Source organism: Corynebacterium sp. HMSC076D02 (genome assembly GCF_001813815.1).
GTDB lineage: Bacteria > Actinomycetota > Actinomycetes > Mycobacteriales > Mycobacteriaceae > Corynebacterium > Corynebacterium simulans.
The window spans coordinates 29,937-43,015 of sequence record NZ_KV814043.1; the positions used below are offsets into that span (position 1 = coordinate 29,937).

15 protein-coding genes are annotated in these 13,079 nt (G+C 57.5%); 5 read left to right on the forward strand and 10 right to left on the reverse strand.

The features are described 5' to 3' along the window. Positions 1-75 precede the first annotated feature (75 nt). Complete coding sequence (locus HMPREF2935_RS13790) at positions 76-150, forward strand: 50S ribosomal protein bL37 (protein WP_096030696.1); 75 nt, start codon at positions 76-78, stop codon at positions 148-150. 109 nt (positions 151-259) lie between these two features. Here HMPREF2935_RS13790 and rsrA read toward each other — a convergent pair whose 3' ends face one another. Together rsrA and HMPREF2935_RS02415 are read right to left on the reverse strand one after the other, a co-directional pair. After that, the gene (gene rsrA / locus HMPREF2935_RS02410) at positions 260-532 is read right to left on the reverse strand and encodes a mycothiol system anti-sigma-R factor (RefSeq protein ID WP_062035663.1); all 273 of its coding nucleotides are present in this window, start codon (positions 530-532) and stop codon (positions 260-262) included. Then, on the reverse strand, positions 532-1,134 hold the full coding sequence (locus HMPREF2935_RS02415) for a sigma-70 family RNA polymerase sigma factor (RefSeq protein ID WP_371326222.1): 603 nt from the start codon (positions 1,132-1,134) through the stop codon (positions 532-534). Before HMPREF2935_RS02415 ends, rsrA begins: the two co-directional genes overlap by 1 nt. Before the next feature lie 40 nt (positions 1,135-1,174). Between HMPREF2935_RS02415 and ybaK the strand changes: the two genes are divergently transcribed. Then, a complete protein-coding gene (gene ybaK / locus HMPREF2935_RS02420; RefSeq protein ID WP_083313163.1) occupies positions 1,175-1,693 on the forward strand; it encodes a Cys-tRNA(Pro) deacylase in 519 nt (172 codons plus the stop codon). Between the two features lie 17 nt (positions 1,694-1,710). Here the strand turns inward: ybaK and HMPREF2935_RS02425 are convergent, their stop codons facing one another. Next, positions 1,711-2,400 carry an SOS response-associated peptidase gene (locus HMPREF2935_RS02425; RefSeq protein WP_070731847.1) on the reverse strand — a complete coding sequence of 230 codons (690 nt, stop codon included), beginning with the start codon at positions 2,398-2,400 and terminating at the stop codon, positions 1,711-1,713. Positions 2,401-2,420: 20 nt separating this feature from the next. Here HMPREF2935_RS02425 and aroA point away from each other — a divergent pair, with 20 nt between their 5' ends. Then, a complete protein-coding gene (gene aroA, locus HMPREF2935_RS02430) occupies positions 2,421-3,689 on the forward strand; it encodes a 3-phosphoshikimate 1-carboxyvinyltransferase (RefSeq protein ID WP_246817763.1) in 1,269 nt (422 codons plus the stop codon). Beyond that, positions 3,682-4,701 (forward strand): ribosome small subunit-dependent GTPase A, encoded by a 1,020-nt coding sequence (gene rsgA / locus HMPREF2935_RS02435; protein WP_062035668.1) that lies wholly within the window; start codon positions 3,682-3,684, stop codon positions 4,699-4,701. The genes aroA and rsgA overlap by 8 nt, the downstream gene beginning before the upstream one ends. On the opposite strand, the gene HMPREF2935_RS02440 is transcribed toward rsgA, so the two are convergent. Continuing rightward, on the reverse strand, positions 4,698-5,213 hold the full coding sequence (locus HMPREF2935_RS02440) for a DUF6912 family protein (RefSeq protein ID WP_070432427.1): 516 nt from the start codon (positions 5,211-5,213) through the stop codon (positions 4,698-4,700). The two genes, rsgA and HMPREF2935_RS02440, sit on opposite strands and share 4 nt — an antisense overlap. Then, a complete protein-coding gene (locus HMPREF2935_RS02445) occupies positions 5,214-5,624 on the reverse strand; it encodes an HAD-IA family hydrolase (RefSeq protein WP_061921014.1) in 411 nt (136 codons plus the stop codon). Between the two features lie 182 nt (positions 5,625-5,806). On the opposite strand from HMPREF2935_RS02445, the gene HMPREF2935_RS02450 reads away from it, so the two are divergent. Next, positions 5,807-6,214, forward strand: a complete 408-nt coding sequence (locus tag HMPREF2935_RS02450) for a hypothetical protein (RefSeq protein ID WP_070455495.1) — start codon at positions 5,807-5,809, stop codon at positions 6,212-6,214. A gap of 42 nt (positions 6,215-6,256) precedes the next feature. On the opposite strand, the gene HMPREF2935_RS02455 is transcribed toward HMPREF2935_RS02450, so the two are convergent. From HMPREF2935_RS02455 to HMPREF2935_RS02475, 5 genes are all read right to left on the reverse strand, one after another. After that, complete coding sequence (locus HMPREF2935_RS02455) at positions 6,257-6,610, reverse strand: hypothetical protein (protein WP_062041798.1); 354 nt, start codon at positions 6,608-6,610, stop codon at positions 6,257-6,259. Between the two features lie 125 nt (positions 6,611-6,735). After that, positions 6,736-9,294, reverse strand: coding sequence for a preprotein translocase subunit SecA (gene secA / locus HMPREF2935_RS02460; RefSeq protein ID WP_062041801.1), 2,559 nt, complete (start codon positions 9,292-9,294; stop codon positions 6,736-6,738). Between the two features lie 213 nt (positions 9,295-9,507). Continuing rightward, positions 9,508-10,155, reverse strand: coding sequence for a ribosome hibernation-promoting factor, HPF/YfiA family (gene hpf / locus HMPREF2935_RS02465; protein WP_062035670.1), 648 nt, complete (start codon positions 10,153-10,155; stop codon positions 9,508-9,510). 199 nt (positions 10,156-10,354) lie between these two features. After that, entirely contained in the window at positions 10,355-11,053 is a 699-nt protein-coding gene (locus tag HMPREF2935_RS02470) for a ComF family protein (protein WP_239239852.1), read from the reverse strand. A gap of 126 nt (positions 11,054-11,179) precedes the next feature. Next, entirely contained in the window at positions 11,180-12,922 is a 1,743-nt protein-coding gene (locus HMPREF2935_RS02475; RefSeq protein WP_061921004.1) for an LpqB family beta-propeller domain-containing protein, read from the reverse strand. Positions 12,923-13,079 lie beyond the last annotated feature (157 nt).

The window sequence follows — 13,079 nt, forward strand, 5'->3', positions numbered from 1 at the left end:
CCCACCGGCTGATCCAGCCACTAAAGTCAGTGGGTAAGTAATTTATCCGCTCACCTATTAGCAAGGAGGCCGCCCATGTCTAAGCGTGGTCGTAAGCGCAAGGATCGCCGTAAGAAGAGTGCAAATCACGGCAAGCGTCCTAGCGCGTAAATAAGCAGCACGACAAAGGCTCGCTCTCCCTTCGTTGAAGGAAGGCGAGCCTTTTGCTGTATCTAAAATAAGCTGCTGAATCTACCTTTGGATTATCTACCTTTGGATTTTAGTTCCAGCGAACCTCGGTACGAGTTATTTCGATGGTGATGCGCTGACGCAGCGACTGTGGAGCTTTGGTGCCAGAACAACACTTGCGAACGAGCGCACGAACCACTTCTTCGCTTTCAAGCCGTGCTTGGCATTCGTCGCACTGTGCAATATGTTCGCGGATTTCTAGCGCACGCGCATAGCTTGTGCGCTCATCCAAAAGCTCGCAAAACAGTGCCTGGACCTCAGGAGAATTACATGCGCCGCAATTGTTCCCTGTCGCGTTGCTCATTACTTCTCCTCCATGTCTGGGTGGTTGAGACCGATGCCTTCTTCTCTAGCCACGTCTTTCAACGCGCCACGAAGGAGTTTTCTTCCACGGTGTAGCCGGCTCATGACCGTGCCAAGTGGAGTGTCCATAATTTCTGCGATTTCCTTGTACGCCAGGCCTACGACGTCGGCGTAATAGACAACCATGCGATAATCCTCCGGCAAATCATTCATTGCCTCAGAGATCGCGGAATCCGGCATCAACTTCAATGCTTCGACTTCGGCCGATTCCAGGCCGGTCGAATCATGGCCGGCAGTTGTATAGAGCTGAAAATCGCTCAGATCATCTGCTGAAGATTCCGCCGGGCGGCGCTTCGCCTTGCGATAGGAGTTGATGTAGGTATTGGTCATGATTCGGTAGAGCCAAGCTTTGAGGTTGGTGCCTTGCTTGAAGGAGCCGAAATTCTTATAAGCCTTCAAATAGGTCTCTTGAATCAAGTCTTCAGCGTCCTGCGGGTTGCGCGTAAGACGCATGGCTCCACCGTAGAGTTGGTCGAGCAAGGGCAGTGCTTGCTCCTCAAAGAGGCGCTGACTGTCCTTAGCGCTAGTAATTTTTGTAGCCACGTATCCCATCCTAATGGGTTGGCATGACGCGGCTACTAAAATGCAGCTTATGTCCAAGTCCAAGAAAACTCCGCATGCCGCTACCCCAGCTTTAAAGATCCTGGAAGAAGCGGGGATCCCACATAAGGTGGCAATCTTCGAGGGCGGTACGGATCATTTCGGCGACACTGCCGCAGCGGAACTAGGCATCGATGCTGATCGCGTATTCAAAACTCTGGTGGTCGATCTCACCGCAGGCAAAGGCGCCAAGCGGGAATTAGCGGTTTGCGTGCTGCCAGTCTCACACAAGCTCAGCCTAAAGAAGGCGGCCGCGGCATTCGGTGCGGCGAAGGCGACGATGGCAGATCCACAAGATGCCTCGAAATCCTCCGGCTATATTCCAGGCGGAATCTCTCCGCTAGGCCAAAAGCACGTTCTTCCCACCGCAATTGATGAAACGGCTGTCCTCTTCGACACCATCTTTTTCTCCGGCGGGCGCCGTGGCCTCGACATCGAAATGAATGCGGAGGACTTAGCCAAGGTTCTCGATATCACTTTCACCGACCTGGTCGCGCAGTAGTTGGCGCAACCATCGTTCTAGAACAGCCCTTCCGGGGGTTGTTCTGCAATAAGCTCGGCATAGTCGTTACGCACGTTGCCCACGGCTGGATCTGCGGGCCGCGCCTGAAAACCGGTGACGGTGCTTGGCTCGAGCAGAGGCTCGCCTGCCAGCCATGGCCCGATTTCCTCCTGCCGCAGGAACTTAGGCAGGCGGCCGTGCAGCCACGCCATTTCTTCGGTGGCTTCGGTGGTAATCATCGTGGCTGAAAGCCTGTCTTGGCCCGAGGACCACAGCCCGGCAGCAAAGAGCATGCCCTCTGGGCCGGTGACGTAATAGGGCGTCTTCTTGCCCTTGCCCTTGGCCTTGGTTCCACCGCCTGGGCTTGAAACGTCAGCTTTCCATTCGTAGTAGCCATCCAACGGAATGATGCAGCGATTGCGTGCGAAAGCCTCGCGGAACGAAGGCTTAGTCGCCACGGTTTCGGCACGCGCGTTAAAAAGCGGCGGACCGTTTAGGTCCTTCTTCCAATGTGGGATAAGACCCCAGCGTGCTGGCTCCACACGTGCTACGGATTCCTGTACACGCACCACGGCAATCGGCTGTGTCAGGGCGATGTTATAACGCGCCGGCGGCAGCCCTTGTGGGGCGTGGACCTCCTCAATACCTGGCCAGTCGCCAACCGCGGCGAGTAAAGACTCGCTGAACAAAACAAATCTTCCGCACATGAACTTATATTATGGACTACATGTCTTTGTATTGGTCAGCCCCGCGTGCCACCGGCCCACTGGATTGGGAACAACCCATTCCAGGGTCGAAGTCGATCACTAACCGCGCCTATATTCTGGCAGCGTTGGCTGACTCTCCATCTATCCTGCGCAATCCGTTGCAGTCACGCGATACGCGTCTAATGGAGGCAGCGCTTGAGTCCATGGGCGTTGCCTTTCGCCACGAAGGCAATGACGTCCACGTCAAGCCGGGCCCGCTACACGGCGCTACCATCGAGTGCGGTCTCGCGGGAACGGTCATGCGCTTTATCCCACCCGTCGCAGCACTAGCCAATGGCCCTGTCCGCATCGACGGTGACCCGCAAGCACGCAAGCGACCAATGGGCACGATGCTTTCCGCACTGCGCAGCCTTGGCGTTGAGGTCGAGGGCGAGGGCCTGCCCTTTGCCATCTCGTCCACGTCAGTTCCAGTAGGCGGCGCAGTGGCTATCGACGCCTCCGGTTCCTCCCAGTTCGTCTCCGGACTCTTGCTTTCGGGCGCGCGCTTTAGGGAAGGCATCACCGTCACCCACGAAGGCGGCCCGCTTCCTTCCCTGCCGCATATCGAGATGACCTGTGCGATGCTGCGCCAAGCCGGCGTCGAAGTCGAAGAAAGTAACAATACCTGGCGCGTTAGCCCCGGCCCCATCGCCGGCGGGGAATGGAACATCGAGCCCGATCTCTCCAACGCCACTCCGTTCATGGCCGCAGCGGCGGTTGCTGGCGGTCGCGTAACCATCCCGCAGTGGCCACAGCACACGACCCAGCCGGGCGCTGAGATGTGCGAGATCCTGCAAGCCATGGGCGCCCACGTGGAACAAACAGAAGATTCCGTCACCGTCATCGGTGCCGCGGACGGCAATCTGCATGGCATCGAAAAGCACATGGGCGATATCGGCGAGCTCACGCCTACCGTCGCTGCCCTGTGTGCGCTTGCTTCCTCGCCCTCGCGTCTTAACGGCATCGCTCACCTGCGCGGCCACGAAACAGACCGTCTGACAGCGCTCGCAACCGAAATCAACGCCCTAGGTGGCAAGGTCACGGAGCTTTCCGACGGCCTCTATATCGAACCGGCGCAGCTCCACGGCGGGAAGTGGAATTCCTACGCGGACCACCGCATGGCAACCGCCGGCGCCATCATCGGGCTGCGCGTTAAAGGCGTGGAAGTAGAAGACATCAACACCACTGCGAAAACACTTCCTGGCTTTGCGGGAATGTGGGAAGAAATGCTGGAGGCCGCCCGTGGCTAGAAGTGCACGCTCATACGACGAATCCGACGTACGTATCCGCCCCGGTAAGGGCTCGCGTCCGCGTACAAAGGACCGCCCCAAGCACAAGGACGCCAAATTCGGCATGGTGGTGACCAAAGACCGCGGCCGCTGGGGCGTAGCGCTCGACGAGGGACCGCAGGTCGTCGCCATGCGTGCACGCGAGATGGGCCGCACCCCGGTCGAGGTCGGTGACCGAGTCGGCGTCGTCGGTGATACCAGCGGGCGCAAGGACACCCTCGCACGCATCGTCAAGCTTGCGGAGCGCACTTCTGTTTTGCGCCGCACTGCCGACGATACGGATCCTTATGAGCGCATCGTCGTCGCCAACGCCGACCGCATGCTCATCGTCACCGCAGTAGCGGATCCTCCCCCACGCTCTGGCTTTGTAGAGCGCGCACTCATCGCCGCCTTCGTCGGCAACGTGCACCCAGTGCTCTGTCTGACCAAGACCGATCTCACTGACCCGACACCTTTTGCTGCCGAATTCGCAGATCTTGACGTCACCGTCGTCGAGGCGGGCGTCGATGACTCCTTGGACCAAGTGCGTGATGTGATAAATGGCCACGTCACGGCCCTTATCGGGCACTCCGGCGTAGGTAAATCCACGCTCGTTAATCGCTTGGTTCCCGACGCTAAGCGCGAGACCGGTGAGGTCTCCGCCGTGGGCAAGGGACGCCATACCTCCACGCAATCCGTCGCTCTTCCGCTGCCAGAAGAGCTTTGTGCAGACGGCGGCTGGATTATCGATACCCCAGGCATCCGTTCCTTTGGCCTAGCGCATGTCGACGCCGATACAGTCCTCGGTGTCTTTGAAGATCTAGCCGCGGCAACAGAATATTGCCCACGCGGCTGCACGCACGTCGGTCCCCCAGCCGATCCAGAATGCGGGCTGGATCTGAAAATCCCCGAAGGCTCAGCCTCCGCCCGCCGTCGTGACGCGGTGCGCAAGCTGCTCGAAGCGCTGCGCACCAACGTCGATTGGGAAAATTAGAGCAGCTCCACCAAGAAGGGCAGCTCAGATGGGTCGTAGAACGCCATAAAGTTATCCAGGGCGTCTCCTACGGCCAGCTCCGCGTCTTCGTCACCAAGATCGGCGTTATCGATGACCTCGATGGCCTTCGCGGTAGCTTCCTCAGACTCTTCCACGTCCACGTGGATAGCCTGCAGGTTTTCCTCCGTAATGACTGCAGGATTCAGCTTGACTACCGGATCACCCATGTCAGGCTGGGGAGTTAACACAGACTCGTCAACGTCCACCGAAATAACTACGCGACGATGCGGGAAATTCTCCTCGTCGCCAATGGCGAGCAGGCGAAGGGATGCCATCGAAGCCTCCAAGAATGCGGAGTAGGCAATCTCTTCTTCATCCCCCTCGGTGTAGAACTCGCGCAGCGCAGGGGTCACGGTAAAGCCCCAGCCGGAGCGTGCGGCCAACTGGCCGGTCTCCTTAAGCTCGCTGAGCATAGCGAAGGTCGCCGGCAGATAAACGCGCGCCTTAGCCACTTAGAACTCACCCTCGATGTCGAATACAGCCTGGACCTCGACGCTGGTGCGGTCGAAGACGGTATACAGCATGCCGAGCATTCCGAAATCAACGGCAGCACGCACGTTGAGAATGGAGTCATCGACCATGACGCAGTCATTGATCGGCAGCTCGATGGCATCCGCCGCAGCCTGGAAGGCAGCCAGCTCAGGCTTTTCTGCCCCAATTTCGCCGGAAAGAATGACCGCATCCACGATGCCGCGGTATTCCCACTCGCGGATATGCTCTGCGCCTGGGCCACCTGGATCATTAGACAGGATGGCGGTCGCTACGCCGTTAGCCTTGGCTGCAGCAAACAGGGAACGCCAGCGCTTGACGTCTTCCTCGGTGCCGTCCAAGACACCAACGAAATCTACGATAAGACCGCGCATTTAAACTTCCTTAATACTAAAAGAGCGGGTGTGCTTTTGACGGACGAAAGTATATCTAAAAATAAAAAATATCGCGCCCACCCCTTTCAGCATTCTCACAGGAGCCAGCGCTTTCCGACGCCACGTGGCACAATGGTGGGTGCGTTCGCCTCCTGTATGACCTGCAGGAAGGCTCACTTAAGTTGTATTCACCTATCCCTGGTTTTAGCCACCTCAAGCTCTATACCGCGCCCGATCGAGTGCGCTATGAGAGAAAGCCCACGGAAGAAGACCTTTCCGCCCGCAAGGAAATCCTCGACCTTGTCGTCTTCGCACTGGAGGTTACGGGCGGGCTGCGCCCACTGCATCATCTAGCGGGCAACAAGTACAACCGCGATATCAAAGTGCATTTGCGCGCTTGGGCGCTTAATCATCGGCCCCACGATAGGCCGCTGCGCGCACAGCTGCGAAGCCTGCACGCCCGCGCTAACGGTGAGTTCTTTGGCTCGGCCGATATTGGCGGCAAACGCCATGGTTTTACCGGGTCCTTCAAGCACAATCGGCTAGAAGAGTTCCGCTTGCTCTCCCTTGGCCACAACCTGAATATCTAGGCTCAAGGGGCAGGGCTCGCACCAAGTACTTAGGGCCAAATATTAAAGCGAACCCAGGCGCAGCAGGATGTCGGTCCAATCCACCGAGGTCCATGCGCCGACGCCGAGGCCAATCACAGAGGCGATGCCGCCAAAGAGCATGCCAATCTGGCCGAAGGCAGGGCGCTCTTCGGGGGTCTTACTGGGTTTTCCATCTGCAATGCGTTCTACGCATTCTGCGACCGTGAGGTTCTTGGTTTCGGCAGCAGAAAAGTAATCTTCCATGCCTGCAGCGACAACAGCCTCATGGCAGGAACGCGATTCCTGTTCAACCTCGCCGTAGGCTTGCGCGGTTCCGCTCAGGAGCGTGGCAGACAAAAATGCCGAAAATCCCAGGCTGAGTGAACGACTGCGCACGGAGTTACCCTTCTTAGAAAAAGAAAATCTATTGTTGGCTTCTTTCTAGAGTATAGGAAGCTGGCATAAAACTTAAAGCGCCTGACCAATTTCTTGGCCAGACGCTTCAAATGAGCTTATATCCGCTAAGCCTCGGTGGTTTCAGGGGAAGCTGCCTGCGCTTCCTGCTGCGCCTTGAACTGCTTGCGGAGCATGAACAGCTGGCGGACGGTCTCTTCCTTGACGCCCTCGTTCATGGCGTTGAACATCTCGCCGCCTTCCTTCTGGTACTCCACCAGCGGATCGCGCTGTGCCATCGCACGCAAGCCGATGCCTTCCTTCAGGTAGTCCATCTCGTAGAGGTGTTCACGCCACTTCTGGTCGATGATAGGCAGGATGACCATGCGTTCGGTGTTGCGCATCTGGGACTCGCCGCCGATAGCGCTAACGGACTCTTCGAGTTCGTCGTACTCGTGGTTAGCATCGCTTAGCAATGCATCGCGCAGCTGCTCTGCACTTAGCTCGCCGGCAGAACCGTACTCGGTGCCCTCCACCAAGGACTCGTGGCTCATAGTCGGGCCATAGAGAGACTCCAGAGCATTCCACAGCTCGTCCAAATCCCAGTCCTCGACATAGCCGGTGGCAGTAGCGCCGGCAACATAAGCCGACACGGTGTCATCGATCATGTCGCGGATGTTGTCCTTGATGTCACCAGAATCCAAGATGTCGTGGCGGGTCGCGTAGACAACCTTGCGCTGCTCGTTGAGCACTTCGTCATACTTCAAAACGTTCTTACGCATTTCGAAGTTCTGATTCTCCACCTGTGCCTGGGCGCCCTTGATGGAGTTGGACACCATCTTTGCCTCGATCGGGACGTCGTCAGGCACGTTCAGGCGGTTCATCATGTTCTCCATGGACTGACCCACGAAGCGAACCATCAGCTCATCACGCATCGAAAGGTAGAAGCGGGTCTCACCTGGATCGCCCTGACGGCCGGAACGGCCACGCAGCTGGTTGTCGATACGGCGGGATTCGTGGCGTTCGGTGCCTAGAACATAAAGGCCTCCTGCTTCACGGACCTCGTCACCTAGGCGCTTGGAACGCTCACGCTCCTCGTCAATCTCAGCGTCCCATGCCTCCTGGTAACGCTCTTCATCCTCGAAAGGATCGAGGCCGCGCTCACGCAGTTTCTCGTCCAGGATGACCTCGGGGTTGCCACCCAGCACGATATCGGTACCACGGCCTGCCATGTTGGTAGCAACGGTTACGGTGCCAGGGCGACCGGCGCGGGCGACAATCTGGCCCTCTTCCTCGTGGTGCTTCGCGTTCAGGACGGAGTGCTTGACGCCACGCTTGGTCAAAAGCTGGGACAGGTACTCGGAGCGCTCAACGGAGGTGGTACCAACCAGGACCGGCTGGCCGGCCTCGACGTGCTCAGCAATATCATCGACGACTGCGGCGAACTTTGCTTCCTGCGTCTTGTAGATGCGGTCAGCCTGGTCAACACGCTGGTTCGGCTTGTTCGTCGGAATCGGCACAACATCGAGACCATAAATGGAGTGCAGCTCGGCAGCCTCGGTCTCTGCGGTACCGGTCATGCCGGAAATCTTCTCGTACAGGCGGAAGTAGTTCTGCAGAGTAACGGTCGCCAGAGTCTGGTTCTCGTTCTTGATCTCCACGTTTTCCTTGGCCTCAATGGCCTGGTGCATGCCCTCGTTGTAGCGACGGCCTGCCAGCACGCGGCCGGTGAAAGAGTCAACGATCATGACCTCACCGTTACGCACGATGTAGTCCTTATCGCGCGCAAACAGTTCCTTCGCCTTCAGCGCGTTGTTCAGGTAGGACACGAGCTGCGAGTGCTCTGGGGCGTAGAGGTTGTCGATGCCCAGCTGGTCCTCCACGAATTCCACGCCATCCTCAAGCACGCCGATGGTGCGCTTCTTGTGGTCTACCTCGTAGTGGATACCCTCGCGCATCTTCGGCGCAATCTGGGAGAAAACGTTGTAGAACTGGGAGGATCCGTCCACTGGGCCGGAGATGATAAGCGGGGTACGGGCTTCGTCGATAAGAATGGAGTCAACCTCATCGACGATGCAGAAGTTATGGCCGCGCTGGACGACGTCGTCAAGCGTGCGGACCATGTTATCGCGCAAATAGTCAAAGCCCAGCTCGTTGTTGGTGCCGTAGGTGATATCGCAGCCGTAGGCTTCCTTGCGCTGTGCAGGGCGCATCTCGGAAAGAATGACGCCAACGCTAAGGCCCAGCCAGCGGTGCACACGACCCATCATCTCGGCGTCACGCTTTGCCAAGTAATCGTTGACGGTAACGATGTGCACGCCCTTGCCCTCAAGCGCATTGAGGTAAGCCGGCAGCAGCGAGGTCAGGGTCTTGCCCTCACCGGTGCGCATCTCGGCAACGTTGCCGAAGTGCAGCGCCGCGCCACCCATGATCTGCACCTTGTAGTGCTTCTGATCGAGCACGCGCCAAGCGGCTTCACGGACGGTGGCAAAAGCCTCGAGAAGAATGTCATTCATCTCTTCGCCGGCCCCCAGGCGGTCCTTGAATTCCTGGGTCTTTGCCTTTAGTTCTGCATCAGATAGCGCAGCGTACTCCGCATCGAGAGCAATAACGTCATCAGCCATCTTTGCTAGGCGCTTGACGGTGCGTCCTTCGCCTGCGCGCAGCAGCTTGGAGAGTCCAAACACTTCTAGATAGTCCTTCTTGTCGCGACAAAATAGTTAACTTCTCGTCATTGTACCCACTGGGTAGTTAACGCTTGATTCCGACCACCTTATGAAACCCTGAACGTTTGCGGTGCGTCAGCAAAACTTTAGCCCCTCCTCCGCGGTGCATAGGCCCCGACAATCAGGGACTTAAGCGAACGCGGCGGAAGGGCTAAATCTTAAAAAGAGTTGGGTTTACTCCTCAGTTGCGTCCTCCGACAGGGAGATGATGCCGTAGTCGAAAGCATGACGACGGTAGACCACAGATGGCTTGTTGTTTTCTTCGTTAATGAAGAGATAGAAGTCGTGGCCCACGAGCTCCATCTCGCTCAAAGCATCATCGACGCTCATCGGGGTAGCCGGGTGCTCCTTGGAGCGGACGATCTGGCCGGGGCGAACATCCTCGACGGTTTCTGCATAGGGATCGATGTAGCGCTCTTCCTTCGCGCGCTCGTGCTCTGCAGCAGCAACGATCTCAGCAGCCAGCTCGCCGGTCCCCTTCTGCGCGCGGTGACCGGACTTCACGTTCTCACGGCGGACCTTGACCTTACGCAGGGAACGCTCCATCTTTGCCAGAGCGGTTTCCAGTGCTGCGTAGAAGGAATCTTCCTTTGCTTCAGCGCGAGCGATGTGGCCCTTACCCGTTGCGGTGATCTGGATGCGATCAGACTCTGCTTCACGACGCGGGTTCGGCTCGTGCTGGAGCTCCACGTGGAAGAAAGTCAGAGTCGGGTCAAGGCGTTCAATCTTGGCCAGCTTTTCGGTGACGCGCTCTTGGAAGTGGTCTGGCACCTCGACGTTACGACCGGTGATGGTGACCTGAGCGTTGGTGGGCTGGGACATTGAATTGCCTCCCTTATCTCGTGGGGACTGAATGACTGCACATTCCGCAGGTGTAAGGCCCTTTCCGATGCGACTTTCCAAAATAGAAACCGGATGGTTTGGGACACTTTATCTGCTTCCCTGTGACACTCTTCATGGTAGCACTGGTCATAACCAAGGGGACCAATAGGGCCGGAATTACCCCTGCAACCAACCGAATCTAAGCTTCTGCCAGTACGATTGCCCCATCAGGGACTCCCCCGCTGCCCCGCAGACGGCTGGCGCTGGCCACCAAAGTTGCGCCGGTGGTTACCACGTCGTCGACAAGCAGCAATCGTCGTCCTACGATCCGGCTTGCAGCAGGCCTGACCTGCACCGCTGCGCGCATATTGTCCCAGCGTTGAGTTGCAGAAAGCTCGGATTGATCAGCCGCTGACTCCCGAACTTCCAATGCCTCGCATACGCTTACCCGCGGCAAGGTCTTGGCCACCTGCACGCAAATCTGCGCTACCGGGTCGCCACCGCGTGCCCGCGCCGAAGAACGCCGCGTAGGGGCTGGCACCAGCACTAATTCCTCCGGAATCTCGCCGCGCGCCCGCAAATGCTCAATGCCTGCGGCATATACTGCTGCCACATGGCTGCGCACTTTGCGGTTGCCCCGCTCCTTCATGGCCACGATGAGGTTTCGCCGCACGTCCGAATAGGGCCCGAGCGCCCATACCGGCATCCCCAATGGGACTGGCCTAGCAATCTGTTGCGGCAGCGCCCGCAAATGCAGCTGGCAACGCGCACATAGCTGTGCTGCAGCCTCTAGCTCTCCCCCGCATCCGGCACACTGATGCGGAACAACTATTTCGAACAAGGCCGCCGCACGCTGTGCCAAAACGCGCGAATCCCAATGCTTACCTACTAGTGCCACCTATCTTTTCTCCCCCGAGCACTCGGCTTATTTTCGCCCCATGTTTGCCTCACGCATGCTTGTCTCACGATTGCCTGAAGCCACCCCAGCTTTAGGCGCAGACGTCACAACTTGTATAAGGCGCTTTTACTTGGCAACGATAGGTGAAGAACGCTGACCCTGCAGGCCGGCAACCTCGCGCCAGAAGGTGTTGTCGGTGTTTTCGGCAGGTAGCTCCAGCAATGCGTGAGAGTCGGTGATGTAAAGCTTCGTTGGAGAAGCTGCAACTGCCACCACCGGCGCGGTCACATTACCCGTTGCCAAAGTCGTTGCAGAAGAGCCATCCTGTTCGATGCGCCATACCGGCGAGTTCACGCTATCTGTGCCCACCATCAATCCGCCGTCGCTCATCCAATCCAGCGAAAGCGCGGTATTTTGTATCTCTTGACCCACGCGATGCGCATTAACGATTGAGTACTTACGGTTTTTGCCGCGCACGACGACGCCGACGTAGACGTTGCCCTCAATAATCATCGCAACGCGTGCTCCGGTAGCCGAGAGGCGAATAACAGAAATCTCGCCCTGAATACTATCCAGGCTAGAGGAGTCGACCTCAGATTGATGCAGTTCGCCCTTCGCCGAGCGGGATACGCGAACAATTTTCTTGCCATCAACAACAGTCCAAATGCTCTGGCCGTTTGCCTCAAAGGTCGGGCGCGCCAGTGTCTTAGACTTCAGGTCATCCTCCAGCTTTACGCCTAGCTCTCCCATGCTCAATTGATATTCATCGGAGGACTTCTTACGTATTGCGGCTACGATTCCTTCCTTGGAGATATCCGCAGACTGAACATCTGAGCCCCTGCCCAGGACGCTGTTGGCTGGCTCCACCTGGTCACCTGCGACTTCAAACAAGGCTCCGTTGTTGACGGCGAAAAGCTGGGCGTCAGAGCTGACCAGATTTCCAGGGTTGAATTCGGCAAAATCATCGACGGTCATCACGTCCAAGCCATCAACGAGAGGGCTACCATCCGCCGTAGCTTTAACGGTGGTAGATACACCAGCGTTGTTTAACGTCCACGTCAGCGCCGCGGCAAAGCGGAAACGCTCGTCCTTGCTCATCGAGCTCAACCCGCCGAAGTTGTAGGTGCCGTTTTCATAACCTAAGAACGTCGCCGAAGTTGGCGTTAGATCTGTAGTCGCCGGACGCAGATCAGTATTGGGGCCTTCCAGCAACAAGGTGACAATTTCGCTATCGATGGATTGCTGGCCGGTGTAGATCCAGCGCCTATCCGAAACGAGCGATTCGCCCGACTGCCCCAAGAAATAAAGCGAAATTGGCCGGTAATTATTACGCAAGTCGTTGCGTTCAATGACCAACTTGGGCGGAAAATCTTGGATACGCCACTGCCCGTCCACCTTCTGCATTTGCACGGTGGCTGAATAATCGCGTTCACTCGGGGTATAAGCACCGTTAGGGCTCAAGGTACCGATATGTTTTCCACTGACTTCGAAGGTTTTATGGTCCAGGCCATTATCCGTGGTCAAGATGTCGATAGAGTCGACCACATCCACGGCTTCTTTCGGCGTCCATTGCTCTTGGGCGTCCGGTGTTAGGAAGTTACGGGTGGATTGATAGTCATTGGCAGGCTTCCCGGAGGCCTTATAGAATTCACGCAGTACCAAGTCTGCATCCGCGTCCTGCTTCGGGGACATGATTTCCACTTGCGGATCGGCTTGCGGTGCAAAAGTGGCGATGACCTCGGGCGCAGTGTTATTCGGCAGCGTCGAGCAGCCGGCAGCCGAAAACAAGAGAAAGCCACTAGACAGCGCTAGACATTGCCGCGCCTGCTTTTTCCAGCGCGTAGCCCTAGACGAGTTGGGATTATTCATCACCGCTCCTTCTCGTCGTCTTGTACACCCTTATCCGGGTGCGCTGCCTCGCTTTCGGCGACGCTACCAGAGCGATCACCGCTGGATTCAGGGCCAGGTTCCGGGGCGTCGTCAAGCACCGCGGACTCCAGCTCCACGAACTCACGAGCACGGCGCT

Excerpts from the sequence above, each read along its gene's own strand:
- rsrA (WP_062035663.1), bottom strand. The coding sequence starts at position 532 with ATGAGCAACGCGACAGGGAACAATTGCGGCGCATGTAATTCTCCTGAG.
- ybaK (WP_083313163.1), top strand. The coding sequence starts at position 1,175 with ATGCAGCTTATGTCCAAGTCCAAGAAAACTCCGCATGCCGCTACCCCA.
- HMPREF2935_RS02425 (WP_070731847.1), bottom strand. The coding sequence starts at position 2,400 with ATGTGCGGAAGATTTGTTTTGTTCAGCGAGTCTTTACTCGCCGCGGTT.
- aroA (WP_246817763.1), top strand. The coding sequence starts at position 2,421 with ATGTCTTTGTATTGGTCAGCCCCGCGTGCCACCGGCCCACTGGATTGG.
- HMPREF2935_RS02445 (WP_061921014.1), bottom strand. The coding sequence starts at position 5,624 with ATGCGCGGTCTTATCGTAGATTTCGTTGGTGTCTTGGACGGCACCGAG.
- hpf (WP_062035670.1), bottom strand. The coding sequence starts at position 10,155 with ATGTCCCAGCCCACCAACGCTCAGGTCACCATCACCGGTCGTAACGTC.
- HMPREF2935_RS02475 (WP_061921004.1), bottom strand. The coding sequence starts at position 12,922 with ATGAATAATCCCAACTCGTCTAGGGCTACGCGCTGGAAAAAGCAGGCG.